This window comes from Pseudomonas sp. DrBHI1 (assembly GCF_002205115.1).
Taxonomy (GTDB): Bacteria; Pseudomonadota; Gammaproteobacteria; order Pseudomonadales; family Pseudomonadaceae; genus Aquipseudomonas; species Aquipseudomonas mosselii.
In genome coordinates, this window is sequence record NZ_NIBE01000070.1 from 63,584 (window position 1) to 90,239 (window position 26,656).

The window sequence follows — 26,656 nt, forward strand, 5'->3', positions numbered from 1 at the left end:
TGCCATCTGCCCGCGTGTGGGGGCCGCACGCCTCTCGATGGTCTGAAAAAGATGCTGGATAATAAAGCATGACCCGCTTGACGGCTAGGGCCGTCGGAGAACCCTCGTAATGCCCGATCACGATGTACGCCTGCAACAACTGACCGCCTGGCTCACCGGGCAACTGGAGAGCCTGTTCCGTAGCAACGCCTGGGGCGAAGTGCCCACCGGCAGCCTGACCGCCGCCAGCAGCGATGCGAGTTTCCGCCGTTACTTCCGCTGGGAGGGCGCCGGCCACAGCTTCGTGATCATGGATGCGCCGCCGCCGCAGGAAAATTGCCGCCCGTTCGTCGATATCGACCACCTGCTGGCCACGGCGGGCGTGAACGTGCCGGTCATTCATGCCCAGGACCTGGAACGTGGCTTCCTGCTGCTGGGCGATCTGGGCCGCCAGACATACCTGGACATCATTGATTCGGACAACGCCGACGCACTGTTCGCCGATGCCATCGATGCGCTGCTGGCGTTCCAGCGCCTGCCGATGGACGCGCCACTGCCCAGCTACGATGATGCCCTGCTGCGCCGCGAGGTGGAGCTGTTCCCCGAGTGGTACGTGGGCCGTGAGCTCGGCCTGACCTTCAGCGAAGCGCAGCAGGCCACCTGGCAACGGGTCAGCCAGGTGCTGATCGACAGCGCCCTGGCCCAGCCAAAGGTGCTGGTGCACCGCGACTACATGCCGCGCAACCTGATGCACAGCGCCCCCAACCCGGGCGTGCTGGATTTCCAGGATGCCGTCTACGGCCCGGTGACCTACGACATCACCTGCCTGTTCAAGGATGCCTTCCTCAGCTGGCCGCAGCCGCGCGTGGAGGGCTGGCTGCGTGGCTATTGGGAAAAGGCCCGCGCCGCCGGTATCCCGGTGCAGTCCGAGTTTGAAGCATTCCACCGCGCCAGCGACCTGATGGGCGTGCAGCGCCACCTCAAGGTCATCGGTATCTTTGCCCGTATCTGCCACCGTGACGGCAAGCCGCGCTATCTCACCGACGTGCCACGCTTCTTCGCCTACATAGATGAAGTGATCGCTCGCCGTCCCGAACTGGCCGAGCTGGGGCAACTGATTGCCGAGCTCAAGGGCGAGGCGCGTTCATGAAGGCAATGATCCTGGCGGCAGGCAAGGGCGAGCGCATGCGCCCGCTGACCCTGCATACGCCCAAGCCACTGGTGCCCGCCGCCGGCAAGCCGCTGATCGAGTATCACCTCGAGGCGCTGGCCCGCGCCGGTATTCGTGAAGTGGTCATCAACCATGCCTGGCTCGGCCAGCAGATCGAGGACCATCTGGGCGATGGCAGCCGCTTCGGCCTGCGCATTCGCTACTCGGCGGAGGGCGAGCCACTGGAAACCGGTGGCGGGATCTTCAAGGCGTTGCCCCTGCTGGGGGATGCGCCGTTCCTGTTGGTCAACGGTGATGTCTGGACCGACTACGACTTCACTGGCCTGAATGCTCCCCTGCAAGGGCTGGCACACCTGGTACTGGTGGACAACCCCGGTCATCACGGACGTGGCGACTTCCGCCTGGCGGATGGCCAGGTGAGCGATGGTGACGACGCCCCGGGAACGCTGACCTTCAGCGGTATTTCGGTGCTGGATCCGGCCCTGTTTGACGGATGCCGGCCCGGCGCGTTCAAGTTGGCCCCGCTGCTGCGCAAGGCTATGGCCGAAGGACGGGTGAGCGGCGAGCACTATCGTGGCCACTGGATCGATGTCGGCACCCTCGAGCGCCTGGCTGATGTCGAGCGCCTGATCGGCGAGCGTGCCTGACATGTGGTGGCCGAGCACAGTGATTGGTGCCGGTGCCGGTTTCGCCGTGGCCAGCATTCCGGGTGCGTTGCTGGGGGCGTTGCTGGGACAGGCCATGGATCGGCGTCTGCGACTGCAGGGCTGGGAGGATGTGCGCGAGCGTCTGGGCGGTCGCCCGGCGCTGCGTGACGAGGAGCTGCTGTTCGTCCTACTCGGGCGCCTGGCCAAGAGCGATGGCCGGGTGGTCGAGGGGCATATCCAGCAGGCGCGTCAGGAAATGTCGCGTCTGGACCTGGCAGAGCCTGCGCGGATGCGGGCGATTGCCGCGTTCAACCGCGGCAAGTCGGGCAAGGGGCGGCTGGGGCACTACCTGCGCCGGATCAAGCTGCAGCCTCATGGCCCCGAGGGTACCTTGCGTGCCTGCTGGCGGATGGTCTGGGCCGATGGCAAGGCAGGTCGCCAGGAGCGTGACCTGTTGCTGGGCTGGGGGCAGCAGTTGGGCCTCAGTCGCAACCAGGTGCAGGCCATGTCGCTGGAATATGAACCGCGCAAATCGGCGATCGAAGGCGATGCCATGACCTATGCGGCGGCATTGAGGCTGCTGGGGGTGGAGCCGGACACCGAGGCGGACAAGGTCAAGCAGGCCTATCGACGTTTGCTCAGCCGGCATCACCCGGACAAGTTGGTGGGCAGCGGTGCCAGTGAGGCCAAGGTGCGCGAGGCGACCGAGCATACCCGCGAGTTGCATCAGGCCTATGCCATGATTCGCAAGCGGCGCGGGCTTTAGGTTTGCCATCGTGGGGCAGGCCCGCTCCCAGATTGTTGGAGTTGGCTTGTCCCTCGATACGCCTCACTCTTCCTTGGGCTTCAGCCAACCGCGCACCCGGCGCAACAATTGCTCCTGCTCGGCGGCCTTGTTGCCCGGAACGACCATCAGCGACAGCTGCCGGTACTGGCTGTTTTTCTCGCGCTTGCTGGCTTGCAGGCGCTGTTGGGCGGCCAGGCGATCCTGGGTTCGGGTTGTGTAGTACAGATCCGCCGTCGGCACCTTCAAAGTCGGCGTCACGCTCAGCAGGTCGTGCTCCACCCTTGCCGGCGTCTGTGCGGCGACCATCACCAGCTTCTGTACCTGGGGCGGCTGTTTCTCGCTGAGGTAGCGTGCGGCCCAGTACGCGCCACTGCCGTTGCCCAGCAGCACGATGCTGCGCGCTTTCTGCTGCTGGGCATAGGCCACGGCGGCGTCGAGGCGTGCGAAGATGCGTTGGGCATCCTCCTCGCTGGTGTGCTCGTCGGCCTCGACCGCGTCGGTGCTGTCGGCCGCGTCCGCCTCGGGCGCAGTGGCCTGGGCGACATTGGCGTTGGCATCGGCTGGCGTGTCCTTGGCCGGGGCCGACTCGCCTTCTTCCTTTTTCGGTTCGATCACCGGCTTGGCTTCGACACGGGCCTGCGGGCGTTCTGCCAGCAGGTCGGGCAGGCTCACGCTCAGGGTGCTCCATCCGACATCGGGGAAGCCACGGCGCAGCGGGCCGACGGTGGTTGGCCAGTCGGCGCTTTCGCCGGCACCGGGCACAATGATCAGCGCGCCTTGCGGATCGCTGTCGTTGGCCGGCTTCCACAGCGCCAAGAAGTTCTCGCCATTGGCCTGCAAGGTCTGTTGCTCGGCCTTGGGCACCTGGCGCTCCAGGGCCAGGGCATCGTCCTGGCTACGTTCGAGCAGCGGTGGACGGGGAGCAGGGGCGGCCGCTTCTGTGGCGGCCTGCGGTGCTTCGGCGTCGGCGGCCTGAGCGCCGAGCGGCAGGAGCGAAGCCAGGCAGAACATTGCCAGCGTCGTGCGATAAAGTGTGAACATCGATCAATCCAAGGCCAGAATCATACCGGCAGCCTAATGGTATTTGCCCGCGACGGCCACGCCAGGCGGCCGTCATTGCCAAGACGAGCGTAGAGATGAAGCGAGTGTGTTGCCTGTGGGTTATCGGCTGGTTGTGTCTACCCTTGATCGCCCTGGCAAAGCCGCAGGCGCCGCCACCTGTGGTGCTGGAGCCGGCCCAGCAGCAGTGGCTGGATGAGCACCGCGGCCTGCGCGTCGGCCTGGTGCTGCAGGCCCCCTATGCCCAGTTCGACCGCCGTCTGCAGCAATTCTACGGGGCCAACGTCGAACTGGTCGGTGCCCTGTCCCAGGCATTACGGCTGGATCTGACCTGGCGCGGCTTCCCGGACCAGACCGCGCTGGAGCACGCGTTGCAGGCGGGCGAGATCGATTTCGCCCCGGGCCTGACCCAGACCCCCGCCAGCCTGCGGCTGTGGCTGTTCAGTGACCCTTATATGCGTGTGCCGCAACTGGTGGTCGGGATGCGCAGTGGCGCGGTGGCCGTGGATCTGGAGAAGCTGACCGCCAACGAGCGGGTGGCTGTGCGCATGCCAGGAGCCCTTGCGGACTACCTGCGGAGCAATTACGGCAATCTCAACCTGCAGGGCGTACCCAATGAGCGGGAGGCGCTGCAGCTGGTGCTGGGCGGGCAGGCCAGCTTCGCCGTGCTGGATGAAGCGCAGCTGAGCCGGCTTTCCCGCGAAGGCGAGTTTGCAGACCTGGCGGTGGTGGGCGATATCGGCTTGCCGCAGTTGCTGCGGGTCGGCTCGCGACGCGACTGGCCCGTGCTCGCCGATATCCTCGAACGCGCCTTGCAGGCGCTGCCGGCCAAGACCTTGGAGCAAATGCACCAGCGCTGGCTGCAGCCCAAGTACCCGCGTTTTTCCGAATCGGCCGGCTTCTGGCAGAACCTAGCCCTGCTGTTCGGCCTGCTGCTGCTGTGTGCCCTGGCCACCCTGTTCTGGCAGCGTCGCCAGCAGCGCGGCCTGGAGCGGGGCTTGCTGGCGGCCCGCGAGAGCCTGGTGGAGCGTCAGGTGCGCGAGGAGGCCTTGCGCCTGAGCCAGTTCTCCATCGACCAGAGCACGGTGGGCATCCTCTGGGTCAACTGGGACAGCCATGTGCGCTACGCCAACCATGCCGCCGAGCGTATGCTGGGCTTCGCCGAGGGGGCGTTGCTGGAGCGGCCGCTGGTCGATATCGAGCCGAATCTGAAGATGGATCGCTGGCTGGAGCTGTGGAAGCGCGCCCGCACCGGGGGCGACAGTGAGCAGCAGTTCGAAAGCCAGTGCCGGCGCGCCGATGGCAGTCTGTTTCCGGTCGAGTTGTCGCTGTCGTTCCTGCGTTTTCGCGATGCGGAGTACCTGGTGGTGTTCCTCGCCGATGTCACTGAGCGCCGGCGCGACCTGGCCGCGTTGCGCGAAAGCGAGGCAAGGCTCAAGGGTATTGCCGGCAATGTGCCGGGGCTGGTGTTCCGCCTGGAGCGTGACCCGGCCGAGGGCGACCCGGAGTTCCCCTACATCAGCGAAGGCAGCGAGGCGTTGGTCGGTTATACCCCAGCGGCGATCCAGCACCCGCAGATGGGGCTGCGCAACCTGGTCCATCCCGAGGACCGCGCCGACTATCACCGGGTCCAGGACCTGGCCCTGGCCAGCGACCGGGATTGGTCGTGGCAGGGCCGTATCCTCACTCGCCAGGGTGAGCAGCGCTGGGCCGACATCAAGGCGACCACGCGGCGCCTGGCCGATGGGCGCATGGTGTGGGATGGTGTGGTCTGGGACATCACCCAAGGCAAGCAGGCCGAGCTGGCCCTGGCCGCCTCCCAGGAGCAACTGCGTGAGTTGTCGGCGCACCTGGAAAGCGTGCGCGAGGAGGAAAAGGCCCGCATCGCCCGTGAGGTGCATGACGAACTCGGGCAGATGCTCACGGTGCTCAAGCTCGAGGTGTCGATGTGCGAGCTGGCCTACGCCGAGCTGGATGCCGGGCTGCATGAGCGCCTGGCTAGCATGAAACGCCTGATCGCCCAACTGTTCCAGGTGGTGCGTGACGTCGCCACTGCGTTGCGCCCGCCGATTCTCGATGCCGGAATCGCCTCGGCCATCGAGTGGCAGGCACGGCGTTTCGAGGCCCGCACGCAGATCCCCTGCCTGGTCGAGGTCCCGGAGCAACTACCGCCCTTGAGCGATGCCAAGGCCATCGGCCTGTTCCGCATCCTCCAGGAAGCGCTGACCAACGTCATGCGCCATGCCCGGGCGCACACCGTGCAGATCGCCCTGGTCGAGGAGGGTGGGCAGTTGCGCATGACGGTCATCGACGATGGCGTGGGGTTCGCCGTCGATGCGGCCCGACCGACTTCGTTCGGCCTGGTGGGGGTGCGTGAGCGCGTGCTGATGCTGGGCGGCGACATGACCCTGGAAAGCGAGCCCGGCGAAGGCACCAGCCTGAGCGTGGCGATTCCTTTGGCGTAGGAGAGAACGATCGTGATTCGAGTGCTGGTGGCGGAAGACCACACCATCGTCCGTGAGGGCATCAAGCAGTTGATTGGCCTGGCCAAGGACATGCAGGTCGCCGGCGAGGCGGGCAATGGCGAGCAGTTGCTGGAGACTTTGCGCCATACCCCTTGCGAAGTGGTGCTGCTGGATATCTCCATGCCAGGGGTGAACGGCCTGGAGGCCATCCCGCGGATCCTGGCATTGAACAACCCGCCGGCGATCCTGATGCTGTCGATGCACGACGAGGCGCAGATGGCCGCGCGCGCGCTGAAGGCCGGGGCGGCGGGCTACGCCACCAAGGACAGCGACCCGGCGCTGCTGCTCACCGCGATTCGCCGGGTTGCCGGGGGCGGGCGCTATATCGACCCGAGCCTGGCCGACCGCATGGTCTTCGAGGTGGGGCTGACCGAAACCCGGCCGTTGCACACGCTGCTGTCCGAGCGCGAGTTCTCGGTGTTCGAGCGCCTGGCCCAGGGCGCCAATGTCAACGACATCGCCCAGCAGCTGGCGCTGTCGAACAAGACCATCAGCACCCACAAGGCGCGTTTGATGCAGAAGCTCAAGGTCAACTCGCTGGCGGAGTTGGTGAAGTATGCGATGGAGCACAAGCTGGTCTGATTGCGACATGCCCGGTTTTTTAGGTGCGGCCTTGCCGAGGCGTCGGACTGGCCGGAAAAGGCCGCAGAGCAGCCCCAGCAGTATGGGCTCTAAGTTGAAGCCCGGGGCTGCCTCGCGGCCCATTCGCGGCACAAGGCCGCTCCAAGGGAATGTGTCTGTCCTGAAAGCGCCATCCTTGTAGGGCAATCCCTACAGCAAGTCCTCCATCCGGATGATGGCAATCTCTCAGCCCCCCCGATTTGCGGGCGCTTGCGCCTCTTCTACGCTGTGCCCACGCAGTCATTCCAACAAGAAGGTGCAGGGCATGAGCGAGGCGAATTCGAACGAGACGCTGGTCAGCTTCCGAGGTGTGCAGAAGAGCTACGACGGCGAATCGCTGATCGTCAAGGACCTCAACCTGGACATCCGCAAGGGCGAGTTCCTGACCCTGCTCGGCCCGTCCGGCTCGGGCAAGACCACCAGCCTGATGATGCTGGCCGGCTTCGAGACCCCCACCGCCGGAGAGATCCAACTGGCCGGGCGCTCGATCAACAACGTGCCGCCGCACAAGCGCGACATCGGCATGGTGTTCCAGAACTACGCGCTGTTCCCGCACATGACCGTGGCCGAGAACCTGGCCTTTCCGCTGAGCGTGCGCAACCTGAGCAAGACCGACATCAGCGAGCGGGTCAAGCGCGTGCTCGGCATGGTCCAGCTCGACGCCTTCGCCAAGCGCTACCCGGGTCAGCTCTCAGGCGGTCAGCAGCAGCGCGTGGCCCTGGCCCGTGCCCTGGTGTTCGAGCCGCAGCTGGTGCTGATGGACGAACCGCTCGGCGCCCTGGACAAGCAACTGCGCGAACACATGCAGATGGAGATCAAGCATATCCACCAGCGCCTGGGCGTGACCGTGGTGTACGTGACCCACGACCAGGGCGAGGCGCTGACCATGTCCGACCGGGTGGCAGTGTTCCACCAGGGTGAGATCCAGCAGATCGCCGACCCGCGCACTCTCTACGAAGAACCGCGCAACACCTTCGTCGCCAACTTCATCGGCGAGAACAACCGCCTCAGCGGCACGTTGCTGGCCAGTGACGGCAATCGTTGCCAGGTGCAGCTGGCCCGGGGCGAGCGGGTCGAGGCGCTGGCGGTGAACGTCGGCCAGGCCGGCGAGCCGGTGACCTTGTCGATCCGCCCGGAGCGCGTGCGCCTGAACGGCCACAGTGAAAGCTGCGTGAACCGCTTCTCCGGCCGGGTGGCTGAGTTCATCTACCTGGGCGACCACGTGCGGGTGCGCCTGGAGGTTTGCGGCAAGGCCGATTTCTTCGTCAAGCAGCCGATCGCCGAGCTCGATCCGGCCCTGGCCGTGGGCGATGTGGTACCGCTGGGCTGGGCGGTGGAGCACGCCCGCGCGCTCGACCCGATTGCCGAAGCCCATTGATGGTTTGCTTCACCAACCCTGAACTGTGGAGAGAATAATAATGCGCAAGCAGTTGAAACTGACCGCCCTGGCCCTTGGCCTGTTCGCAGCCGGGCAGGCCCTGGCCGCGGACCTGACGGTGGTGTCGTTCGGTGGCGCCAACAAGGCGGCCCAGGTCAAGGCGTTCTACGAGCCATGGGAGAAGGCTGGCAAGGGCAAGATCGTCGCCGGGGAGTACAACGGCGAGATGGCCAAGGTGAAGGCCATGGTCGACACCAAGAGCGTGTCGTGGAACCTGGTGGAGGTGGAGTCGCCGGAGCTGGCGCGCGGTTGCGACGAGGGCATGTTCGAGGAGCTCGATCCGGCCCTTTTCGGCAAGGAGAGCGATTACGTGAAAGGCGCCATCCAGCCGTGCGGCGTGGGCTTCTTCGTTTGGTCCACGGTCCTGGCCTACAACGCCGACAAGCTCAAGACCGCGCCCACCAGTTGGGCAGACTTCTGGGACACGAAGAAATTCCCGGGCAAGCGCGGCCTGCGCAAGGGCGCCAAGTACACCCTTGAGTTCGCCCTGATGGCCGACGGCGTCGCGCCGAAAGAGGTGTACAAGGTGCTCGGCACCAAGGAAGGCCAGGACCGCGCCTTCAAGAAGCTCGACGAACTCAAGCCGAGCATCCAGTGGTGGGAAGCCGGCGCCCAGCCGCCGCAGTACCTGGCCTCGGGTGACGTGGTCATGAGCTCGGCCTACAACGGTCGTATTGCCGCGGTGCAGAAAGAAAGCAACCTCAAGGTCGTGTGGAACGGCGGCATCTACGACTTCGACGCCTGGGCCATCCCGAAAGGCGCCAAGGATGTGGAAGAGGCGAAGAAATTCATCGCCTACACCGTCCAGCCCGAGCAGCAGAAGACTTACTCCGAGAACATTGCCTACGGCCCGGCCAATTCCAAGGCCGTCCCGCTGCTGGCCGATGCGGTGAAGAAGGACATGCCGACCACGCCTGAGAACATCGCCAACCAGGTGCAGATCGACGTGGCCTTCTGGGCCGACAACAGTGAACAGCTGGAGCAACGCTTCAACGCCTGGGCGGCGAAGAAGTAACCCTGTAGGAGCGGCCTTGTGTCGCGACGGGGCGCGTAGCGGCCCCGGGATCTCGGCATCATGCATGCCCGCCGGGGCTGCTTCGCAGCCCATCGCGACGCAAGGCCGCTCCTCCAGGGTCCGCGCCAACCCAGTCCCCACCCCTGTTTCCCCCGGAGTTCGCCATGGCCATTGCAGTGCCCCTCAACGAAGGCGCGGGTAAAAGCCTCAAGCAGCGCCTCAAGCATGCCGAGCGGGTCAACCGCTGGAAGGCCCAGGCGTTGATCGCGCCGCTGGCGCTGTTCCTCCTGCTGGTGTTCCTGGTGCCGATCGCGGCGCTGCTGTACAAGAGCGTCGGCAACCCCGAAGTGGTCGCCGGCCTGCCGCGCACCGTCGAGGCGGTGGCGCAATGGGACGGCAAGAGCCTGCCCGGCGAGGAGGTCTACAAGGCCCTGAGCCAGGACCTGGCCGAGTCGCGCAAGAACCAGACCTTGGGTGACCTCTCCAAGCGCCTGAACATGGAGCTGGCCGGCTACCGCAGCCTGCTGGCCAAGACCGCGCGGGCGCTGCCGTTCAAGGAAGAGCCCGCGTCCTATAAAGATGCCCTGCAAGCGCTGGACGAGCGTTGGGGCGACCCGGCCTACTGGCAGGCGATCCGCCGCAACACCAGCACGGTCACCTCCTTCTACCTGCTGGCCTCGGTCGATCATCGCATCGACGACCTTGGCGAACTGGCCAAGGCCACGCCTGACCAGGCCATCTACCTGGATATCTTTGCCCGCACCCTGTGGATGGGCGTGGTGATCACCGCCATTTGCCTGGTGCTGGCCTATCCCTTGGCGTACTTGCTGGCCAACCTGCCGACCCGGCAAAGCAACCTGCTGATGATCCTGGTGTTGCTGCCGTTCTGGACCTCGATCCTGGTGCGGGTGGCAGCGTGGATCGTATTGCTGCAGTCGGGTGGGCTGATCAACAGCGCGCTGATGGCCATCGGCATCATCGACCAACCGCTGGAACTGGTGTTCAACCGGACCGGCGTGTACATCTCGATGGTGCACATCCTGCTGCCGTTCATGATTCTGCCGTTGTACAGCGTGATGAAGGGCATCTCGCCCAGCTACATGCGGGCGGCGATTTCCCTGGGTTGCCATCCCTTCGCCAGTTTCTGGCGGGTGTACTTCCCGCAGACCTATGCCGGTGTCGGTGCCGGTTGCCTGCTGGTGTTCATCCTGGCCATCGGCTACTACATCACCCCGGCGCTGCTGGGCAGCCCGAACGACCAGATGGTCAGCTACTTCGTCGCCTTCTACACCAACACCAGCATCAACTGGGGCATGGCCACCGCCTTGGGCGGGCTGTTGCTGCTGGCGACCGTGCTGCTGTACCTGATCTATAGCTGGCTGGTCGGCGCCAGCCGTCTGCGCCTTAGCTGAGGAGCCTTGTCATGCTGAGCCCCTACATGTCGCCCGTGGAACGGGTGTGGTTCTACAGCCTGCGCATCCTGTGCGGTCTGATCCTGTTGTTCCTGGTACTGCCGGTGCTGGTGATCATCCCGCTGTCGTTCAACAGCGGGAGCTTCCTGGTGTATCCACTGCAAGGTTTTTCGCTGCACTGGTACCAGGACTTCTTCGCCTCCGCCGAATGGATGCGCGCCCTGAAGAACAGCATCATCGTGGCTCCGGCGGCCACGGTGCTGGCCATGGTGTTCGGCACCCTGGCGGCGATCGGCCTGACTCGGGGCGACTTCCCCGGCAAGTCGCTGGTGATGGCGCTGGTGATCTCGCCGATGGTGGTACCGGTGGTGATCATCGGCGTGGCCAGCTACCTGTTCTTCGCCCCATTGGGCATGGGCAACAGCTTCACCTCGCTGATCCTGGTGCACGCGGTGCTGGGCGTGCCGTTCGTGATCATCACCGTGTCGGCGACGCTGCAGGGTTTCAACTACAACCTGGTGCGCGCGGCAGCTAGCCTGGGGGCCTCGCCATTGCTGGCCTTCCGTCGGGTGACCTTGCCGCTGATCGCCCCTGGGGTGATCTCCGGGGCGTTGTTCGCCTTCGCCACGTCGTTCGATGAGGTGGTGGTGACCCTGTTCCTCGCAGGGCCCGAGCAGGCAACCCTGCCACGGCAGATGTTCAGCGGCATACGCGAGAACCTGAGCCCGACCATCGCGGCGGCGGCCACCTTGCTGATCGCCTTCTCGGTGATCCTGCTGCTGACCCTGGAGTGGTTGCGCGGGCGCAGCGAGAAGCTCAGAACCCAGCAGCCAGCCTGACTGCCGCGAAAAGGGGCGCTTGGCGCCCCCTGTCGGGCGCCTGTTGATACCGATCAGCCCTCATCGGCTTCCCTGAGTTACAATGCGCGCCACCGTGATTCTGCCCAACAGGTGCGCCATGCAGCCCTACGCTATTGCCCCCTCCATTCTGTCCGCCGATTTCGCCCGCCTGGGCGAGGACGTCGACAAGGTCCTGGCCGCCGGGGCCGACATCGTCCACTTCGATGTCATGGACAACCACTACGTGCCCAACCTGACCATCGGCCCGATGGTCTGCAGCGCCCTGCGCAAGTACGGCGTGACCGCGCCGATCGACGTGCACCTGATGGTCAGCCCGGTCGACCGCATCATCGGCGACTTCATTGAAGCTGGCGCCACCTACATCACCTTCCACCCGGAAGCCAGCCAGCACATCGACCGCTCGCTGCAACTGATCCGCGACGGCGGCTGCAAGGCTGGCCTGGTGTTCAACCCGGCCACCGGCCTGGATGCGCTGAAGTACGTGATGGACAAGGTCGACATGGTCCTGCTGATGAGCGTCAACCCTGGCTTCGGCGGGCAGAAGTTCATCCCCGGCACCCTCGACAAGCTGCGCGAGGCCCGCGCCCTGATCGATGCCAGCGGCCGCGACATCCGCCTGGAGATCGACGGCGGCGTCAACGTAGGCAACATCCGCGAGATCACCGCCGCCGGCGCTGACACCTTCGTGGCCGGTTCGGCGATCTTCAACGCCCCGGACTACAAGGAAGTCATCGACAAGATGCGTGCCGAAATGGCGCTGGCACGCGCATGAGCGGCTTCGAGCAGCTGTTCCCGGGGACACTGCCCAGGCTGGTGATGTTCGATCTGGATGGCACCCTGATCGACTCGGTACCCGACCTGGCCGCAGCCGTCGACCGCATGCTGCTCGAACTCGGGCGACCGCCCGCAGGCCTGGAGGCGGTGCGCCACTGGGTCGGCAATGGTGCCCAGGTGCTGGTGCGCCGGGCCCTGGCCGGCGATATCGATCACGCCGCGGTGGACGACGAGCTGGCCGAGCGCGCGCTGGCACTGTTCATGGACGCCTATGCCGACAACCATGAACTCACCGTGGTCTACCCCGGCGTGCGCGACACCCTGCGCTGGCTGCGCAAGCAGGGCGTGGAGATGGCGCTGATCACCAACAAACCCGAACGCTTCGTCGCCCCCTTGCTCGACCAGATGAAGATCGGTCGCTACTTCCGCTGGATCATCGGCGGCGACACCCTGGCGCAGAAGAAGCCCGACCCGGCGGCGCTGCTGTTCGTCATGAAGATGGCCGGCGTCAGTGCCGAACAATCGCTGTTCGTCGGCGATTCGCGCAGCGACGTGCTGGCCGCCAAGGCCGCCGGCGTCCAGTGTGTCGGCCTGAGCTACGGCTACAACCATGGCCGGCCGATCGACGACGAGTCGCCCAGCCTGGTCATCGACGACCTGCGCCTGCTGCTGCCCGGTTGCTTAGTCACCGACACTGGGATAACGTTGGCGGACCTTCAAGCCCCGCAAAGCAGAGACAACAACGTGGTGGTTACCGGCAAATTCTGGATGAAAGTCATCAAGGCACTCGCCCGCTGGCGCTGGCGCGCCTGACTTCTGCCCACCGGCGCCTGCCGGTACATCCGTTTGCCCGCTCCCCATTGCTGCTTGCCCCGAGGCTACACATGACCCGCGAAGAATTCCTGCGCCTGGCCGCAGCCGGCTACAACCGCATTCCCCTGGCCTGCGAAACCCTGGCCGACTTCGACACCCCGCTGTCGATCTACCTGAAGCTGGCCGACCAACCCAACTCCTACCTGCTCGAGTCCGTGCAGGGCGGTGAGAAGTGGGGCCGCTATTCGATGATCGGCCTGCCGTCGCGCACCGTGCTGCGCGTGCACGGTTACCACGTCAGCATCCTGCAGGATGGCGTCGAGGTGGAAAGCCATGACGTCGAGGATCCGCTGGCCTTCGTCGAGGCGTTCAAGGATCGCTACAAGGTCGCCGACATTCCTGGCTTGCCACGTTTCAACGGCGGCCTGGTGGGCTATTTCGGCTACGACTGCGTGCGCTATGTGGAAAAACGCCTGGGCGCCAGCCCCAACCCGGACCCACTGGGGGTACCGGATATCCTGCTGATGGTCTCCGATGCCGTGGTGGTGTTCGACAACCTGGCGGGCAAGATGCACGCCATCGTGCTGGTCGACCCGGCCGAGGCGCAGGCCTTCGAGCAAGGGCAGGCCCGCCTGCAGGGGCTTCTGGACACCCTGCGCCAACCGATCACCCCGCGCCGCGGCCTGGACCTGAGCGGGCCGATGGCCGCCGAGCCGGCATTCCGCTCCAGCTACACACAAACCGACTACGAAAATGCCGTGGGACGCATCAAGGAGTACATCCTGGCCGGCGACTGCATGCAGGTGGTGCCGTCCCAGCGCATGTCCATCGACTTCAAGGCCGCGCCCATCGACTTGTACCGGGCGCTGCGCTGCTTCAACCCGACGCCGTACATGTACTTCTTCAACTTCGGCGACTTCCACGTGGTCGGCAGCTCGCCAGAAGTGCTGGTGCGGGTCGAGGACAACCTGGTCACCGTGCGGCCGATCGCCGGCACCCGCCCGCGCGGGGCCACCGAAGAAGCCGACAGGGCGCTGGAAGACGACCTGCTGTCGGACGACAAGGAAATCGCCGAGCACCTGATGCTCATCGACTTGGGCCGCAACGACGTGGGCCGTGTGTCGGCCACCGGCAGCGTGCGCCTGACCGAGAAAATGGTAATCGAGCGTTACTCGAACGTCATGCATATCGTGTCCAACGTCACCGGCCAGCTGGATGAGGGGCTGACGGCCATGGACGCGCTGCGGGCGATTTTGCCGGCCGGTACCCTTTCCGGCGCGCCGAAGATCCGTGCCATGGAGATCATCGACGAGCTGGAGCCGGTCAAGCGCGGCGTCTACGGTGGCGCTGTGGGCTACTTTGCCTGGAACGGCAACATGGATACCGCCATCGCCATCCGTACCGCGGTGATCAAGGACGGCGAACTGCATGTGCAGGCCGGTGGTGGCATCGTCGCCGACTCGGTGCCGGCGCTGGAGTGGGAAGAAACCATCAACAAGCGCCGGGCGATGTTCCGCGCGGTGGCGCTGGCCGAGCAGACCTCCAAGTAAATGGATCGGGGCCGCAACGCGGCCCCGACAACTCAGAAGTCCAGGCTCAACGCCACGCTCACGCCCTGCTGGCGCAACTCATCACTCTTGCGCCAGTTGTAGTTCCCCCGCAGGTTCACCCCCGGCACCAGCTCATGGGTCAGCCCCAGGCTGGCGCGGGTCAGGTTGCTGTGCGGCGTATAGCCGGTCAAGGTGAAGTCGTTCGCCGGCAGGCTGGTCAGGTGCATGCGCAAGTCCTGCTGGTCGTCTTCGAACTCGTGCTCGCGGGCCACCTCGGCAAACAGCCTGGTCGTCGGCAGGAGCTGCACGCTCCCTAGCAGGCCGGCCCCCAGCCGGCGTGACGTGCGCTCCTGATCGTCGAAACCGAGCGCCGTGGAGCGGCCGCTCTTCTCGTCATACCCATCGACCTTGACCCGCGCATAGTCGGCGCTGATGAACGGCGCCAGTTGCCAGCGGCTGCTCTCGGCCGCCAGGTTGTAGCCCACCCGGCCAGTGACGGCCCAGGCCTCGCCATCGCTGTCGCCTTTCTCGCTGCGCTCACCAACGCCCAGGGCGAAGGTGCGCTTGAGGTCGCGATAGTCCAGATGCCCGGCGGTCAGTACCGCATCGGCCCACCAGTGATCCTGACGGAACTGGGCGAAGGCGCTGGCCAGGTAGCTGTCGAGCTTGTAGTCGGAATCTTCCTGGCCGGCCTCGAGCTTTTGCCGGTACACGCCCGCCGCCAGCCCCACGCGCCAGGCGTCATCCAGCCGATAGCTGCCGCCTAGGGTCAGGTTGTAGCCGCGCCCGTCGCCACTGGCGGCGCTGCGCTGGCTGCCGAAGTCCAGGTCCTGGCCACCGGTGGCGACGAACGCCTGCCATTGACCGACCGCCTGCCAGGGCGTCTGCCACTGATTGCGCAGCTCATCCTGGTGGGCGCGTATGCTGGCGTGGGCGATTTCCGGCAGCAGTGTCAGCTCCCAGGGCGCGGCGAGGATCGAATAGGCATAGTCGGCAATCAGTTGCTGGCCGGCGATGGTCGGGTGCACCGAATCGTTGAACAGCAGCCGGGTCGGGTCCGGCGTCGTGCCGTTCGCCCCGTAGACCGGGTTGCCCACGCAGCCGTCGCCGCTGTAGCAGGTGCCGACCAGGTTCTGGTCGGCGGCCAGGCCGAACTGGGCGGGACTGGTCAGGGCCTCCCGCAGCAGTGCCGGGACATTCAGCGGGATGATCTCGGCGTCGATCTGTCCGAGCCGGTTGACCAGCGACTGGTTGAACACGCCGGACAGTTGCGACAGCGGCCCTTGCTGGGGCGTGCCGCTGAAGTTCGGCGTTTGCCCCAGGTCCGGCAGCAGCCAGACCATGATGTAACGCGCGCCGCCCTGTTGCAGCGCCTGCGCGCTGGCCGCCAGACGGGCACCGGCGGCGGCCGCGTCGGCGGGGCTGTTGACCAGGCCCTGGAGGAAGTCGTTGCCGCCACCGGTCAGGTAGTACAGGGCATTGGGATCGGCCCGCAGGCCGTTGGCCAGGTAGCCGTCACGCTCGCGCAGCACCGTGCCCGCGCCGAGACGACCGGGTGGGATGACGGCTTGCGAGGTGTCGGTGATCGAGTCGAGGATCTGCTGCGTGGTGTAGCCGCCCACGGCCCAGTTGTTGCCATCCGGCGTGCCTTGGAGCTGGTTGGTCAGCGATGTCGAAGGGCCCAGGCTGGTACCGGAGAAGCCCAGCTTGCCACCCAGGATCATTGGCGAGACCGGCGCGTAGTTGCCATTGGCATCGCGGTTGGTGAAACGCATGCCTGGCGTGCCGCCGGTCAGGTCGGGGAACTGCCCGGCGTCGCTGAGGCTGTCACCGAAGACGATGAGCGACGCGTAGGGGGAGGGCGCGGCCAAGGTGGCCTGGCTGCAGGCGAGGGCGAGCATGCCGAGGGTGGCGTGCAGGAAGGGGGTCTTGCGCATGCATGAATATCCTTTTCGTTGTTTTTATGAAGGCAAGCCGCATGACCATAGCAAATCGCCGGTCTTTGCCCAGCATGGCAATGGTTTCCCGGTGTTTAGGGGGCATATTGCACCCGCCGCCCCGGTAGGTTACTGTCCCGGAACGTATGAACGAGACCTACCCTGTGTTGATCGTCAGCAAACTCTTGATGCGCGTTATCAAGGCCGTCGCCCGTTGGCGTTGGCGCGCCTGACTTTTTCTCCTGCCGGTTCGCCCGGCCCGTCCCCGTTTGCCTTCCCCACTTGTTCCGTCAACCGTCCCGTGCGGGCTCGGCCGCATTCATGAGCGGCAGCGGAAGGCTCGAATCAAAAGTCAGTATTCAAGAGGTTCGTTGCAGATGTTACTGATGATCGACAACTACGACTCCTTCACCTACAACGTCGTGCAGTACCTTGGCGAGCTGGGTGCGGAGGTCAAGGTCATTCGCAATGACGAAATGACCATCGCCCAGATCGAAGCCCTTAACCCCGAGCGCATCGTCGTCTCCCCGGGGCCGTGCACGCCGAGCGAAGCCGGGGTCTCCATCGAGGCCATCCTGCACTTCGCCGGCAAGCTGCCGATCCTGGGCGTCTGCCTGGGCCACCAGTCCATCGGCCAGGCCTTCGGCGGTGACGTGGTGCGTGCCCGCCAGGTGATGCATGGCAAGACCAGCCCGGTGCTGCACCGCGACCTGGGCGTGTTCGCCGGCCTGAACAACCCGCTCACCGTGACCCGCTACCACTCGCTGGTGGTCAAGCGTGAAACCCTGCCCGACTGCCTGGAAGTGACCGCCTGGACCGCCCACGAAGATGGCACTGTCGACGAAATCATGGGCCTGCGTCATAAAACCCTGAACGTCGAAGGGGTACAGTTCCACCCCGAATCTATCCTCACCGAGCAGGGCCACGAGCTGTTCGCCAATTTCCTCAAGCAGACCGGCGGACGCCGTTAAGGACCGATCATGGATATCAAGACCGCTTTGAGCCGTATCGTCGGCCACCTGGATTTGTCCACCGAGGAAATGCGCGACGTCATGCGCCAGATCATGACTGGCCAGTGCACTGAGGCGCAGATCGGCGCTTTCCTCATGGGCATGCGCATGAAGAGCGAGAGCATCGACGAAATCGTCGGTGCGGTGTCGGTGATGCGTGAGCTGGCCGACAAGGTCGAGCTGAAGACCCTCGACGGCGTGGTCGACATCGTCGGCACCGGTGGCGATGGCGCCAACATCTTCAACGTATCGACTGCTTCGGCCTTTGTCCTGGCCGCGGCCGGCTGCACCGTGGCCAAGCATGGCAACCGTGCCGTCTCCGGCAAGAGCGGCAGCGCCGACCTGCTGGAAGCCGCCGGTATCTACCTGAACCTGACCCCGGTGCAGGTCGCCCGCTGCATCGACAGCCTCGGCATCGGCTTCATGTTCGCCCAGACCCATCACAGTGCAATGAAGCACGCCGCCGGCCCTCGTCGCGACCTGGGGCTGCGTACCCTGTTCAACATGCTCGGCCCGCTTACGAATCCGGCCGGCGTGAAACACCAGGTGGTCGGGGTCTTCACCCAGGCCCTGTGCCGCCCGTTGGCCGAGGTGCTGCATCGCCTGGGCAGCAAGCATGTGCTGGTGGTGCATTCGAAGGACGGCCTGGACGAGTTCAGCCTGGCCGCGCCGACCTTCGTCGCCGAACTGAAGAATGACCAGATCACCGAATACTGGGTCGAGCCCGAAGACCTCGGCATGGAGAGCCAGAGCTTGCATGGCCTGGCAGTCGAGGGGCCGCAGGCTTCGCTGGAACTGATCCGTGACGCCCTGGGCCGACGCAAGACCGAGAACGGCCAGAAGGCCGCCGAGATGATCGTGCTCAACGCCGGCGCGGCGCTGTATGCCGCCGACCACGCGATGACCCTGGCCCAGGGTGTCGAACTGGCCCACGATGTGCTGCACACCGGGTTGGCCTGGGAAAAACTGCAGGAGCTGGGCGCCTTTACCGCGGTATTCAAGGTGGAGAACGAAGCATGAGCGTACCAACCGTGCTGGAAAGGATCATCGCCCGCAAATTCCTGGAAGTGGCCGAGCGCAGCGCGCGGGTCAGCCTGGGTGAACTCGAACGCCTGGCCAAGGCGGCCGATGCGCCCCGCGGCTTTGCCAGGGCACTGATCGAGCAGGCTGCGCGCAAGCAGCCGGCGGTAATCGCCGAAATCAAGAAGGCCTCGCCAAGCAAGGGCGTGATTCGCGAAAACTTCGTGCCGGCGGAGATTGCCGTCAGCTATGAGAAGGGTGGGGCGACCTGCCTGTCGGTGCTGACCGACGTGGACTACTTCCAGGGTGCCGACGTCTACCTGCAGCAGGCGCGTGCCGCCGTTTCGCTGCCGGTGATCCGCAAGGACTTCATGGTCGATCCGTACCAGATCGTCGAAGCCCGTGCGCTGGGCGCCGACTGCGTGCTGCTGATCGTCTCGGCGTTGGACGACGTGAAGATGGCCGAGCTGGCCGCTACCGCCAAGGACGTCGGTCTCGACGTGCTGGTCGAAGTACATGACGGCGATGAGCTGGAGCGTGCGTTGAAGATCCTCGACACACCGTTGGTCGGGGTCAACAACCGCAACCTGCATACCTTCGAAGTCAGTCTGGAGACGACCCTCGACTTGCTGCCGCGCATCCCCCGCGATCGCCTGGCCATCACCGAGAGCGGCATCCTCAACCGTGCCGATGTCGAGCTGATGGAAATCAACGAGGTGTATTCGTTCCTGGTCGGCGAGGCGTTCATGCGCGCCGAGCAGCCAGGGTTGGAGCTGCAGCGGCTGTTCTTCCCCGAACAGGTGAAGAAGACCGTTCAGCAACTGGACTGATCGAACAGAGAGCCGGCATCGTTTGCCGGCTTTTTTGTATTCGAGGGTTTCATCGCGAGACAGTCCCAACGTGGGAGCGGGCTTGCCCCGCGATGAGGCCGGTGAACATCACATCAAAGGTAGATCAATGACCGATCAACCCCTGGCCCTCACCGTCGAACAAGGCCTGCATGCCGAGCAGGAGCTGCTGGCCGCCGTCTGCCGCGGCGAGCGCGAATGTGGCGTGCTGTTCTGGCGTCCGACCGACCATGCCCTGGTCATGCCCCGGCGCATGAGCCGCCTGGACAACTTCGAGGCCGCCTGCGCCGAGCTGGCCATCGCCGGCTGGCCGGTGCTGCTGCGCGAAACCGGTGGCGAACCGGTGCCGCAATCCCATGCGACCGTCAATGTGGCACTGGTCTACGTGGCCCCGCGCAGCGAGGGCGACCAGGGCCGCATCGAGAATGCCTACGAGCGTCTGTGCCTGCCGCTGTGCGATGTCCTTCGCGAATGGGGCGGTGTCGCCTCGGTGGGTGAGATTGACGGCGCCTTCTGCGATGGCCGCTACAACGTCAACCTCAATGGTCGCAAGCTGGTCGGCACCGCCCAGCGCTGGCGCCAGGGGCTGGGGGGCAAGCGCCCGGTGGTGTTGGTGCATGGCGCGCTGTTGCTGGACAACGAACGCGAATCGATGGTCGCGGCGGTCAACCGCTTCAATGAGTGCTGCGATCTGGATCAGCGTTGCCGCGCCGACAGCCATATCGCCTTGCACGAGGTGGCGCCTGCGGCTCCCTGGTTCGAGCGTCTGAGCCGGGCCTATGAGCAAGTACTGGCGGAACTGCCACAGGACTAACGGGTGCCGTAGACCACCATGGTCTTGCCCTTGACCTGCACCAGGCTGCGCTCCTCGAGGTCCTTTAGGACGCGGCCGACCATCTCCCGTGAACAACCGACGATACGACCGATCTCCTGACGGGTGATCTTGATCTGCATGCCGTCGGGGTGGGTCATGGCGTCGGGCTGCTTGCACAGGTCGAGCAGGCAGCGGGCGACCCGGCCGGTGACATCGAAGAACGCCAGGTCGCCAACCTTGCGGGTGGTGTTGCGCAGGCGCTGGGCCATCTGGCTGCCCAGGGCATAGAGTATTTCCGGCTCCAGGCGTACCAGTTCACGGAATTTGTCGTAGCCGATCTCGGCCACTTCGCACTCGGTCTTGGCGCGCACCCAGGCGCTGCGCTGATGTTCCTGGCCGGCGGGCTCGAACAGACCCAGCTCGCCGAAGAAATCACCGCTGTTGAGGTAGGCGATGATCATCTCGTGACCGTCGTCGTCCTCGATCAGGATGGTCACCGAGCCCTTGATGATGAACGACAAGGTATCGGCCCGGTCGCCGGCACAGATGATATTGCTCTTGGCGGCGTAGCGACGGCGTTGGCAGTGGGCCAGCAGCTTGTCGATGTTCTTGATCTTGGGTGGCAGGGCTGAGGAGACCATCACGAAATCCTGTTCGATGCGACGCATTGGCTTTTTATAGAGACGCCTGGCAGCACGCGCCAGTCATTTGGCGCCAGCTTATCAGACACTTCAACTTGAATCGGCACAAAAGCGACGTGGCTTGAGCTTTTCCGACAGCCTCGCAAGGTCTAAGCTGACACCCTTTTACGAAATCGGGAGTCCGGATAGATGAAGGCACGCATCCAGTGGGCCGGTGAAGCGATGTTCCTCGGCGAGTCGGGGAGCGGCCATGTCGTGGTCATGGATGGCCCACCTGAAGCCGGAGGCCGCAACCTGGGCGTGCGCCCGATGGAGATGCTCCTGCTCGGCCTGGGTGGCTGCAGCAGTTTCGACGTGGTCAGCATCCTCAAGAAATCGCGCCAGGCCGTGGAAAGCTGCGAGGCCTTCCTGGAGGCCGAACGCGCCAGTGAAGACCCGAAGGTGTTCACCAAGATCCACCTCAACTTCGTGGTCAAGGGCCGCGGGTTGAAGGAGGCGCAGGTCAAGCGTGCGGTCGAGTTGTCGGCGGAGAAGTACTGCTCGGCCTCGATTATGCTGGATCGCGCGGGCGTCGAGATCACGCACGGTTACGAAATCGTCGAACTCGGTTGATCGAAGCCAGCGCCTGCCGGTCAGGCGCTTTGCTTGTGCAGGCGTTCGATACCTAGCAGCAATGCGAGCCCCGGGGTCAGCGCAAGCACCAGCCAGGGCGTATTCACCCCGAGCAGCATGAGGATCTCGTTGCTGCTCCAGGTGGTGCCGAAGTGTTCGGCAAACACCTGGCACTGCAGCCACGCAGCCAATGTGCCAGCGAGCACGAACGTGCCGACCAACAGTTGGCGGCTGGCAAAAAACATGCTGAGCAGTAGGAACAGCAGCTGCGCGGGTAGTGTGCCGAGCATCAGCTCGGCGGTGCTATTGCTGTCAGGGTCGGTAAGTGTCGGCAGTTCCAGGCTGAAAGTGCTTTGCCCGACACTGGCGACCATCAGGCAAACGAACAGATAGGCGACCGGGATCAGGGCAAGGCCCTGCAACAGCCGGGCGAGCGATCGTCCCATGTTCAGCGACGCAATGCCGGCAGCAGCTGCAACAGGCGTTCGGGTAGCTGTGCCCGCAGTTGCTCGCTCAATGCCTCACGTCGCTTCTGGTAAAGCACGCCGAGACCGATCACGCCGAGGCCGATCAAGGTCAGTATGACCGGGAACAACAGGGAATCGGCGAACACCTCGTAGGACAGATACCCCAGGTAGGCCGCCACCCCCATCGCTCCGAACACCATGAACACCGGGCGGCGCAGCAGGACGGCCAGGCCCATCAGCCCCAGGTTGATCAGGCAGTACAGCGCCTTGCCCCATTCGCTGCCGCTGTCCATCAGCGTCAGCCCGCCCCAGAACGCCGCCAGGCCGGCGAGATAGCCCCAGAAGGCATAGTCACGGCGGGTGCGTCCGTCGATCACCAGGAATACCAGCAGCAGGCCCAGGCCGAACCACAGCGAGACCGTGCGCCGTTGCTCCCAGCTGAACAGGTCGCCATGGAACCACTCGCTCAGGTCCATGGACATGAACCACAGGGCCACCGCGATTGGCATGACGATGAAAGGGAAGGGAATCAGGCGAAGCATCAGCAGCCCGGCCAGTACCGTCGCCGCCTCCATTGCCAACCAGCCACCCTGCACGTAGGTGTAGTACTGGTGGTAGTCGCCCTGGGCGTCGTCCAGCGGCCACCAGCCTGCCAGGCGCTCGATGGCGAACACCGCCAGCGGCACGATGCTGACCGCCACGGCGGCCAGCACGCCGGCCGCGACAGGCTGGTTGCGTCGCTGCAGCGACAGGGCGAACAGGGTGATCCCGCCGATGTAGAGCAGGGCGATGGCCAGCAGTGCACCGTCGCCGATACGCATCCAGGCTTCGGTGAGCAGCCAGCCCATGGCGCCCATGATCAGCAGGGCGCCGAGGTAAAAGGCAACGTGGGCCAGCTGGAAGCTGGCGCGGCTTTCTGGCTGCTGGCGCAGGAAGGCCAGCAAGGCCTGGTCCTGCCCCGGCTGCAGCACGCCGGCGCTCACGGCGCGTGCCAGGTCCCTGGCGTCGAAACGTTCCATGGTGCGCGTCTCAGATTCGGTAGGTGCTCTTGGTCATGACCTTGGCCAGCAGGCTCATGCCGAAGCGCACGGGGGCCGGGAAACGGTAGCCGCCGGCTTCCAGCGCGGACTCGGCGTGGTGCTCCTCGTCGACACGCATCTGTTCGAGGATGGCGCGGGACTTGCCGTCGTGCTCGGGGATCTGCTCCAGGTGTTCGTCCAGGTGCTTGCACACCTGATGCTCGGTGGCGGCGACGAAGCCCAGGCTGACCTTGTCGCTGACCAGCCCGGCGAGGGCGCCGATGCCGAACGACAGGCCGTAGAACACCGGATTGAGCACGCTGGGGTGGCTGTTGAGCTGGCGAATGCGCTGCTCGCACCAGGCCAGGTGGTCGATTTCTTCTTCCGCCGCATGCTCCATGGCCTTGCGAACCTGGGGCAGCTTGGCGGTCAGGGCCTGGCCCTGGTACAGCGCCTGGGCGCAGACTTCGCCGGTGTGGTTGATGCGCATCAGGCCGGCGATATGGCGGGTCTGTTGTTCATCGAGTTCGGCGTCCGGCTGGACGATCGCCGGGGAAGGGCGGGCGGGTTGGCCGCTGAAGGGCAGCAAGGTGCGCATGGCGGTATCGGCCTGCAGCAACAAGCGGTCGAGCGGCGAGTAGTGACGTTCGGTAGCCATCGGGCACCTCCGCTGAAGTGATGCCCGACAGTCTACCTCAATACCCCTGGGCAGGCTTGCCTTGGATCAGCCCGGCGGCCAGTGCATCTGGCGCTGGCCAAGCACGTGCATGTGGATGTGGTAGACGGTCTGGCCGCCCTGCTCGTTGCAGTTCATCACCACGCGGAAGCCCTCTTCGCAGCCGAGTTCCCGGGCCAGGCGCTGGGCGGTGAACAGGATGTGGCCGGCCAGGCCCTTATCTTCTTCGGTCAGGTCGTTGAGCGTACGGATGGGCTTTTTCGGAATGACCAGAAAATGCACTGGCGCTTGGGGGGCGATATCGTGGAAGGCCAGAACCTGGTCGTCCTCGTAGATGATCTTTGCCGGAATCTCCCGGTTGATGATCTTGGTGAAGATAGTCTCCACAGCACTTGCTCCATGGTGAGTGTCCGGGATGAGTGTACTGAGCCCCGCACCGCTCGCCCAGTGGCTATTCCATGCCGATCGGGCAATAGCGGCGATGGATCAGCCCAGCCAGCTTGCGCGTCAGCCAGCGCGGCAGCAGGCGCGGGACGAAGGCCAGCCAGCGGTTGCGCCGGCCGGGCAGGATCAGCGCGCGGTTGCGGTCCAGGGCGCGGACGGTGTCCAGGGCGATCTCCTCGGGGCTCAGGCAGCGGCTGTTGCCGTCGAGCCGTGGGATGCGGCGCCTGGCCGAGCGCACCGGCCCCGGGCACAGCACCGAGACCTTGATCCCGGTGCGCCCCAGTTCCTCGCGCAGGGCCTCGGAAAAACTCAGCACATAGGCCTTGCTCGCCGCGTAGGCGGCCATCCACGGGCCCGGTGCGACTCCGGCCAGCCCCGCGACGTTGAGGATCTGCCCGCCGCCCTGGATCGCCATCAGGTTGCCGATGGCGTGGCACAGGCGGCTCAGGGCGAGGATATTGACCTCCAACAGGTCCTGCTCATCGGCCCATTCATGGGCCAGGAACGGCCCGTAGGTTCGCTGCCCCGCACAATTCACCAGCAGGTCGATGCGCCGCTCGCCTTCCTCCAGCTCGAGGACGAAGCCCGACAGGCGCAGAGGCTGGCTGAGATCGCAGGCACGGAACAGCACTTCCACGCCAAAGCGTTGGGTGAGCTCGATGGCCACCGGCTCCAGCGTCTCGCGCTGGCGCGCCACCAGGATCAGGTTGCGCCCGCGCCGTGCCAGGGCTTCCGCCAGGGCCAGGCCCAGGCCGCTGGAAGCTCCGGTGATCATGGCGTAACGGGTCATGCAAGGCTCCTGGGGTGTAAGGGGCGCCTAGTGTACAGCCTGGCCAATTTGCTACAAGGCGTTGCTGCGCAGCTGCTGGCTGCGCGCCAGGGCGGCCCGGTATTCGTCCTGCAGGCGCCCGATCAGCTCGCCGACGCTGGGTAGGTCGTGGATCTCGCCGACACCCTGGCCGGCCGACCAGACTGTCTTCCAGGCCTTGGCCTCGTCATCCAGTGGCTTGAGCTTGCCGGCGTCATGGCCGCTCTTCAGCGCCGCCAGGTCGTAGCCGGCCTGCTCCAGGCTCTGGCGCAGGAAGCTGGCGGGGATGCCGGACACCGCCGGGGTATGCACGATATCGGCGGCCCCGGCGCCCAGGATCATCTGCTTGTAGGCGTCCTGGGCCTGGCTCTCGTGGGTGGCGATGAAGCGGGTGCCCATGTAGCCGAGGTCGGCCCCCAGCAATTGCGCGGCCAGCAGTTCATGGCCATGATTCAGGCAGCCGGCCAGCAGCAGGGTCTTGTCGAAGAACTGGCGTATCTCCGCGACCAGGGCGAACGGGCTCCAGGTCCCTGCATGGCCGCCGGCACCCGCCGCCACGGCGATTAGCCCGTCGACACCGGCCTCGGCGGCCTTCTCGGCGTGACGACGGGTGGTCACGTCATGGAACACCAGGCCACCATAGCTGTGCACTGCATCGACCACCTCCTTCACCGCGCCGAGGCTGGTGATGACGATGGGCACCCGATGTTCCACGCACAGGGCCAGATCGGCCTGCAGGCGCGGATTGGTCGGGTGCACGATCAAATTGACCGCGTAGGGTGCGGGCGCCTGCAGCTTGGCCAGCCCGGCCTCGATCTCATCCAGCCAGGCCTTGAACCCTGCGCTGTCACGCTGGTTCAGGGCCGGGAAGCTGCCCACCACGCCATTGGCGCAGCAGGCGAGCACCAGCCGGGGATTGGAGATCAGGAACATAGGCGCCGCCACTAGGGGCAAGCGCAAACAGTGTTCGAGCGAGGCGGGCAGGGACATGGCGAAACTCCTGTAGGCGGGTTGATATCGTCAGAACGGTTTGACCACCACGAGAATTACGACGCCCAGCAACATCAGCACCGGTGCTTCGTTGAACCAGCGGTAGTACACATGGCTGCGGGTGTTGGTGCCGGCGGCGAAGCGTTTGCGCTGGGCGCCGCACATGTGATGGTAGACAGTGAGCAGGGCCACCAGGGTGAGCTTGGCATGCAGCCAGCCCTGGCTCAGCCAGCCGGGATTCAAGTACAGCATCCAGCCGCCGAACACGTAGGTGGCGATCATCGCCGGGTTCATGATGCCCCGGTACAGCTTGCGCTCCATGGTGATGAAGCGCTCGAGGCTGATGCTGTCCTGGCTCTGGGCGTGATAGACGAACAGGCGTGGCAGGTAGAACAGGCCGGCGAACCAGCAGACCACACTGACGATATGCAGCGCCTTGATCCATAGATAGAGCATGGGGAGTTCCTTTAGGTTTTCACGGTCGTCAGATAGTAGAGGCCAAGGGCCCGAAGGGTCATCCCAAGAGTTGTTACAGGCGCCCTTGGCCCCTATTATCGTGCGCTTTCCAGTGGTCTCGTTGATAAGGGGCAAGCGTCATGATCAAGGTCGGTATCGTCGGCGGCACGGGTTACACCGGTGTCGAACTGCTGCGTCTGCTAGCGCAGCACCCACAGGCCGAAGTGGCGGTCATCACTTCGCGATCCGAGGCGGGCGTGGCG

The 26,656-nt window shown here is 65.1% G+C and carries 27 protein-coding genes and 1 pseudogene; 18 read left to right on the forward strand and 10 right to left on the reverse strand.

From position 1 onward, the window contains the following. The first annotated feature begins 109 nt into the window (after nucleotides 1–109). The 3 genes from CC207_RS16515 to CC207_RS16525 are packed head-to-tail and all read left to right on the forward strand — an operon-like array spanning nucleotide 110 to nucleotide 2,563. The gene (locus tag CC207_RS16515) at nucleotides 110–1,129 is read left to right on the forward strand and encodes an aminoglycoside phosphotransferase family protein (protein ID WP_062362974.1); all 1,020 of its coding nucleotides are present in this window, start codon (nucleotides 110–112) and stop codon (nucleotides 1,127–1,129) included. Continuing rightward, nucleotides 1,126–1,797, forward strand: a complete 672-nt coding sequence (murU, locus tag CC207_RS16520) for an N-acetylmuramate alpha-1-phosphate uridylyltransferase MurU (RefSeq protein ID WP_088852416.1) — start codon at nucleotides 1,126–1,128, stop codon at nucleotides 1,795–1,797. Before CC207_RS16515 ends, murU begins: the two co-directional genes overlap by 4 nt. A gap of 1 nt (nucleotide 1,798) precedes the next feature. Further along, nucleotides 1,799–2,563, forward strand: a complete 765-nt coding sequence (locus CC207_RS16525) for a TerB family tellurite resistance protein (RefSeq protein WP_088852417.1) — start codon at nucleotides 1,799–1,801, stop codon at nucleotides 2,561–2,563. 63 nt (nucleotides 2,564–2,626) lie between these two features. Here CC207_RS16525 and CC207_RS16530 read toward each other — a convergent pair whose 3' ends face one another. Continuing rightward, the gene (locus CC207_RS16530) at nucleotides 2,627–3,625 is read right to left on the reverse strand and encodes an alpha/beta hydrolase family protein (RefSeq protein WP_088852418.1); all 999 of its coding nucleotides are present in this window, start codon (nucleotides 3,623–3,625) and stop codon (nucleotides 2,627–2,629) included. Between the two features lie 95 nt (nucleotides 3,626–3,720). On the opposite strand from CC207_RS16530, the gene CC207_RS16535 reads away from it, so the two are divergent. The 9 genes from CC207_RS16535 to trpE all read left to right on the forward strand — a co-directional run bounded on the left by CC207_RS16535 (nucleotide 3,721) and on the right by trpE (nucleotide 14,651). After that, a complete protein-coding gene (locus tag CC207_RS16535; protein WP_028689024.1) occupies nucleotides 3,721–6,108 on the forward strand; it encodes a PAS domain S-box protein in 2,388 nt (795 codons plus the stop codon). A gap of 9 nt (nucleotides 6,109–6,117) precedes the next feature. Continuing rightward, nucleotides 6,118–6,750 (forward strand): response regulator transcription factor, encoded by a 633-nt coding sequence (locus CC207_RS16540; protein WP_175406173.1) that lies wholly within the window; start codon nucleotides 6,118–6,120, stop codon nucleotides 6,748–6,750. 304 nt (nucleotides 6,751–7,054) lie between these two features. Continuing rightward, entirely contained in the window at nucleotides 7,055–8,167 is a 1,113-nt protein-coding gene (locus tag CC207_RS16545; protein WP_028689022.1) for an ABC transporter ATP-binding protein, read from the forward strand. 40 nt (nucleotides 8,168–8,207) lie between these two features. Next, complete coding sequence (locus tag CC207_RS16550; RefSeq protein WP_028689021.1) at nucleotides 8,208–9,242, forward strand: ABC transporter substrate-binding protein; 1,035 nt, start codon at nucleotides 8,208–8,210, stop codon at nucleotides 9,240–9,242. A gap of 164 nt (nucleotides 9,243–9,406) precedes the next feature. Beyond that, nucleotides 9,407–10,654: an ABC transporter permease gene (locus CC207_RS16555; protein WP_028689020.1), complete on the forward strand. Its 1,248-nt coding sequence runs from the start codon at nucleotides 9,407–9,409 to the stop codon at nucleotides 10,652–10,654. Between the two features lie 11 nt (nucleotides 10,655–10,665). Then, nucleotides 10,666–11,493, forward strand: coding sequence for an ABC transporter permease (locus tag CC207_RS16560; RefSeq protein ID WP_028689019.1), 828 nt, complete (start codon nucleotides 10,666–10,668; stop codon nucleotides 11,491–11,493). Between the two features lie 118 nt (nucleotides 11,494–11,611). After that, nucleotides 11,612–12,286 carry a ribulose-phosphate 3-epimerase gene (rpe, locus tag CC207_RS16565; protein ID WP_028689018.1) on the forward strand — a complete coding sequence of 225 codons (675 nt, stop codon included), beginning with the start codon at nucleotides 11,612–11,614 and terminating at the stop codon, nucleotides 12,284–12,286. Continuing rightward, nucleotides 12,283–13,101 (forward strand): phosphoglycolate phosphatase, encoded by an 819-nt coding sequence (locus tag CC207_RS16570; RefSeq protein ID WP_088852419.1) that lies wholly within the window; start codon nucleotides 12,283–12,285, stop codon nucleotides 13,099–13,101. The genes rpe and CC207_RS16570 overlap by 4 nt, the downstream gene beginning before the upstream one ends. A gap of 71 nt (nucleotides 13,102–13,172) precedes the next feature. Then, nucleotides 13,173–14,651 (forward strand): anthranilate synthase component I, encoded by a 1,479-nt coding sequence (trpE, locus tag CC207_RS16575; protein WP_028689016.1) that lies wholly within the window; start codon nucleotides 13,173–13,175, stop codon nucleotides 14,649–14,651. Nucleotides 14,652–14,683: 32 nt separating this feature from the next. On the opposite strand, the gene estP is transcribed toward trpE, so the two are convergent. Then, nucleotides 14,684–16,588 (reverse strand): esterase EstP, encoded by a 1,905-nt coding sequence (gene estP, locus CC207_RS16580; RefSeq protein ID WP_088852420.1) that lies wholly within the window; start codon nucleotides 16,586–16,588, stop codon nucleotides 14,684–14,686. Nucleotides 16,589–16,965: 377 nt separating this feature from the next. Here estP and CC207_RS16585 point away from each other — a divergent pair, with 377 nt between their 5' ends. The 4 genes from CC207_RS16585 (at nucleotide 16,966) to CC207_RS16600 (ending at nucleotide 20,280) form a co-directional block, all read left to right on the forward strand. Beyond that, entirely contained in the window at nucleotides 16,966–17,559 is a 594-nt protein-coding gene (locus CC207_RS16585) for an aminodeoxychorismate/anthranilate synthase component II (RefSeq protein ID WP_028689014.1), read from the forward strand. Nucleotides 17,560–17,568: 9 nt separating this feature from the next. Continuing rightward, on the forward strand, nucleotides 17,569–18,618 hold the full coding sequence (gene trpD, locus CC207_RS16590; protein WP_088852421.1) for an anthranilate phosphoribosyltransferase: 1,050 nt from the start codon (nucleotides 17,569–17,571) through the stop codon (nucleotides 18,616–18,618). Continuing rightward, the gene (gene trpC, locus CC207_RS16595) at nucleotides 18,615–19,448 is read left to right on the forward strand and encodes an indole-3-glycerol phosphate synthase TrpC (protein WP_088852422.1); all 834 of its coding nucleotides are present in this window, start codon (nucleotides 18,615–18,617) and stop codon (nucleotides 19,446–19,448) included. The genes trpD and trpC overlap by 4 nt, the downstream gene beginning before the upstream one ends. 127 nt (nucleotides 19,449–19,575) lie before the next feature. After that, nucleotides 19,576–20,280, forward strand: coding sequence for a lipoate--protein ligase family protein (locus CC207_RS16600; RefSeq protein WP_088852423.1), 705 nt, complete (start codon nucleotides 19,576–19,578; stop codon nucleotides 20,278–20,280). Here the strand turns inward: CC207_RS16600 and crp are convergent. Then, nucleotides 20,277–20,921: a cAMP-activated global transcriptional regulator CRP gene (gene crp / locus CC207_RS16605; protein ID WP_028689010.1), complete on the reverse strand. Its 645-nt coding sequence runs from the start codon at nucleotides 20,919–20,921 to the stop codon at nucleotides 20,277–20,279. The two genes, CC207_RS16600 and crp, sit on opposite strands and share 4 nt — an antisense overlap. 189 nt (nucleotides 20,922–21,110) lie before the next feature. On the opposite strand from crp, the gene CC207_RS16610 reads away from it, so the two are divergent. Next, nucleotides 21,111–21,533, forward strand: coding sequence for an OsmC family protein (locus CC207_RS16610; RefSeq protein ID WP_028689009.1), 423 nt, complete (start codon nucleotides 21,111–21,113; stop codon nucleotides 21,531–21,533). 20 nt (nucleotides 21,534–21,553) lie between these two features. Here the strand turns inward: CC207_RS16610 and CC207_RS16615 are convergent, their stop codons facing one another. The 7 genes from CC207_RS16615 to hemJ form a co-directional block, all read right to left on the reverse strand. After that, on the reverse strand, nucleotides 21,554–21,979 hold the full coding sequence (locus tag CC207_RS16615; protein WP_036985793.1) for a hypothetical protein: 426 nt from the start codon (nucleotides 21,977–21,979) through the stop codon (nucleotides 21,554–21,556). A gap of 2 nt (nucleotides 21,980–21,981) precedes the next feature. Beyond that, nucleotides 21,982–23,019, reverse strand: coding sequence for a hypothetical protein (locus tag CC207_RS16620; protein WP_028689007.1), 1,038 nt, complete (start codon nucleotides 23,017–23,019; stop codon nucleotides 21,982–21,984). Between the two features lie 10 nt (nucleotides 23,020–23,029). Beyond that, on the reverse strand, nucleotides 23,030–23,677 hold the full coding sequence (coq7, locus tag CC207_RS16625) for a 2-polyprenyl-3-methyl-6-methoxy-1,4-benzoquinone monooxygenase (RefSeq protein WP_028689006.1): 648 nt from the start codon (nucleotides 23,675–23,677) through the stop codon (nucleotides 23,030–23,032). 66 nt (nucleotides 23,678–23,743) lie between these two features. After that, nucleotides 23,744–24,082, reverse strand: coding sequence for a histidine triad nucleotide-binding protein (locus CC207_RS16630; protein WP_028689005.1), 339 nt, complete (start codon nucleotides 24,080–24,082; stop codon nucleotides 23,744–23,746). A gap of 64 nt (nucleotides 24,083–24,146) precedes the next feature. Continuing rightward, entirely contained in the window at nucleotides 24,147–24,929 is a 783-nt protein-coding gene (locus CC207_RS16635; protein ID WP_028689004.1) for an SDR family oxidoreductase, read from the reverse strand. Between the two features lie 51 nt (nucleotides 24,930–24,980). Then, nucleotides 24,981–25,937, reverse strand: coding sequence for a nitronate monooxygenase family protein (locus CC207_RS16640; protein WP_028689003.1), 957 nt, complete (start codon nucleotides 25,935–25,937; stop codon nucleotides 24,981–24,983). Nucleotides 25,938–25,967: 30 nt separating this feature from the next. Further along, complete coding sequence (hemJ, locus tag CC207_RS16645; protein ID WP_028689002.1) at nucleotides 25,968–26,393, reverse strand: protoporphyrinogen oxidase HemJ; 426 nt, start codon at nucleotides 26,391–26,393, stop codon at nucleotides 25,968–25,970. Nucleotides 26,394–26,533: 140 nt separating this feature from the next. Here hemJ and CC207_RS27685 point away from each other — a divergent pair. Further along, nucleotides 26,534–26,656 (forward strand): annotated as a pseudogene (locus CC207_RS27685) (N-acetyl-gamma-glutamyl-phosphate reductase); the annotation flags it as partial.

Coding starts and splice junctions, on each gene's coding strand:
- CC207_RS16515 (WP_062362974.1), top strand. CDS start 110: ATGCCCGATCACGATGTACGCCTGCAACAACTGACCGCCTGGCTCACC.
- murU (WP_088852416.1), top strand. CDS start 1,126: ATGAAGGCAATGATCCTGGCGGCAGGCAAGGGCGAGCGCATGCGCCCG.
- CC207_RS16525 (WP_088852417.1), top strand. CDS start 1,799: ATGTGGTGGCCGAGCACAGTGATTGGTGCCGGTGCCGGTTTCGCCGTG.
- CC207_RS16530 (WP_088852418.1), bottom strand. CDS start 3,625: ATGTTCACACTTTATCGCACGACGCTGGCAATGTTCTGCCTGGCTTCG.
- CC207_RS16535 (WP_028689024.1), top strand. CDS start 3,721: ATGAAGCGAGTGTGTTGCCTGTGGGTTATCGGCTGGTTGTGTCTACCC.
- CC207_RS16545 (WP_028689022.1), top strand. CDS start 7,055: ATGAGCGAGGCGAATTCGAACGAGACGCTGGTCAGCTTCCGAGGTGTG.
- CC207_RS16550 (WP_028689021.1), top strand. CDS start 8,208: ATGCGCAAGCAGTTGAAACTGACCGCCCTGGCCCTTGGCCTGTTCGCA.
- CC207_RS16555 (WP_028689020.1), top strand. CDS start 9,407: ATGGCCATTGCAGTGCCCCTCAACGAAGGCGCGGGTAAAAGCCTCAAG.
- CC207_RS16560 (WP_028689019.1), top strand. CDS start 10,666: ATGCTGAGCCCCTACATGTCGCCCGTGGAACGGGTGTGGTTCTACAGC.
- rpe (WP_028689018.1), top strand. CDS start 11,612: ATGCAGCCCTACGCTATTGCCCCCTCCATTCTGTCCGCCGATTTCGCC.
- CC207_RS16570 (WP_088852419.1), top strand. CDS start 12,283: ATGAGCGGCTTCGAGCAGCTGTTCCCGGGGACACTGCCCAGGCTGGTG.
- trpE (WP_028689016.1), top strand. CDS start 13,173: ATGACCCGCGAAGAATTCCTGCGCCTGGCCGCAGCCGGCTACAACCGC.
- estP (WP_088852420.1), bottom strand. CDS start 16,588: ATGCGCAAGACCCCCTTCCTGCACGCCACCCTCGGCATGCTCGCCCTC.
- CC207_RS16585 (WP_028689014.1), top strand. CDS start 16,966: ATGTTACTGATGATCGACAACTACGACTCCTTCACCTACAACGTCGTG.
- trpD (WP_088852421.1), top strand. CDS start 17,569: ATGGATATCAAGACCGCTTTGAGCCGTATCGTCGGCCACCTGGATTTG.
- trpC (WP_088852422.1), top strand. CDS start 18,615: ATGAGCGTACCAACCGTGCTGGAAAGGATCATCGCCCGCAAATTCCTG.
- CC207_RS16600 (WP_088852423.1), top strand. CDS start 19,576: ATGACCGATCAACCCCTGGCCCTCACCGTCGAACAAGGCCTGCATGCC.
- crp (WP_028689010.1), bottom strand. CDS start 20,921: ATGGTCTCCTCAGCCCTGCCACCCAAGATCAAGAACATCGACAAGCTG.
- CC207_RS16610 (WP_028689009.1), top strand. CDS start 21,111: ATGAAGGCACGCATCCAGTGGGCCGGTGAAGCGATGTTCCTCGGCGAG.
- CC207_RS16615 (WP_036985793.1), bottom strand. CDS start 21,979: ATGGGACGATCGCTCGCCCGGCTGTTGCAGGGCCTTGCCCTGATCCCG.
- CC207_RS16620 (WP_028689007.1), bottom strand. CDS start 23,019: ATGGAACGTTTCGACGCCAGGGACCTGGCACGCGCCGTGAGCGCCGGC.
- coq7 (WP_028689006.1), bottom strand. CDS start 23,677: ATGGCTACCGAACGTCACTACTCGCCGCTCGACCGCTTGTTGCTGCAG.
- CC207_RS16635 (WP_028689004.1), bottom strand. CDS start 24,929: ATGACCCGTTACGCCATGATCACCGGAGCTTCCAGCGGCCTGGGCCTG.
- CC207_RS16640 (WP_028689003.1), bottom strand. CDS start 25,937: ATGTCCCTGCCCGCCTCGCTCGAACACTGTTTGCGCTTGCCCCTAGTG.
- hemJ (WP_028689002.1), bottom strand. CDS start 26,393: ATGCTCTATCTATGGATCAAGGCGCTGCATATCGTCAGTGTGGTCTGC.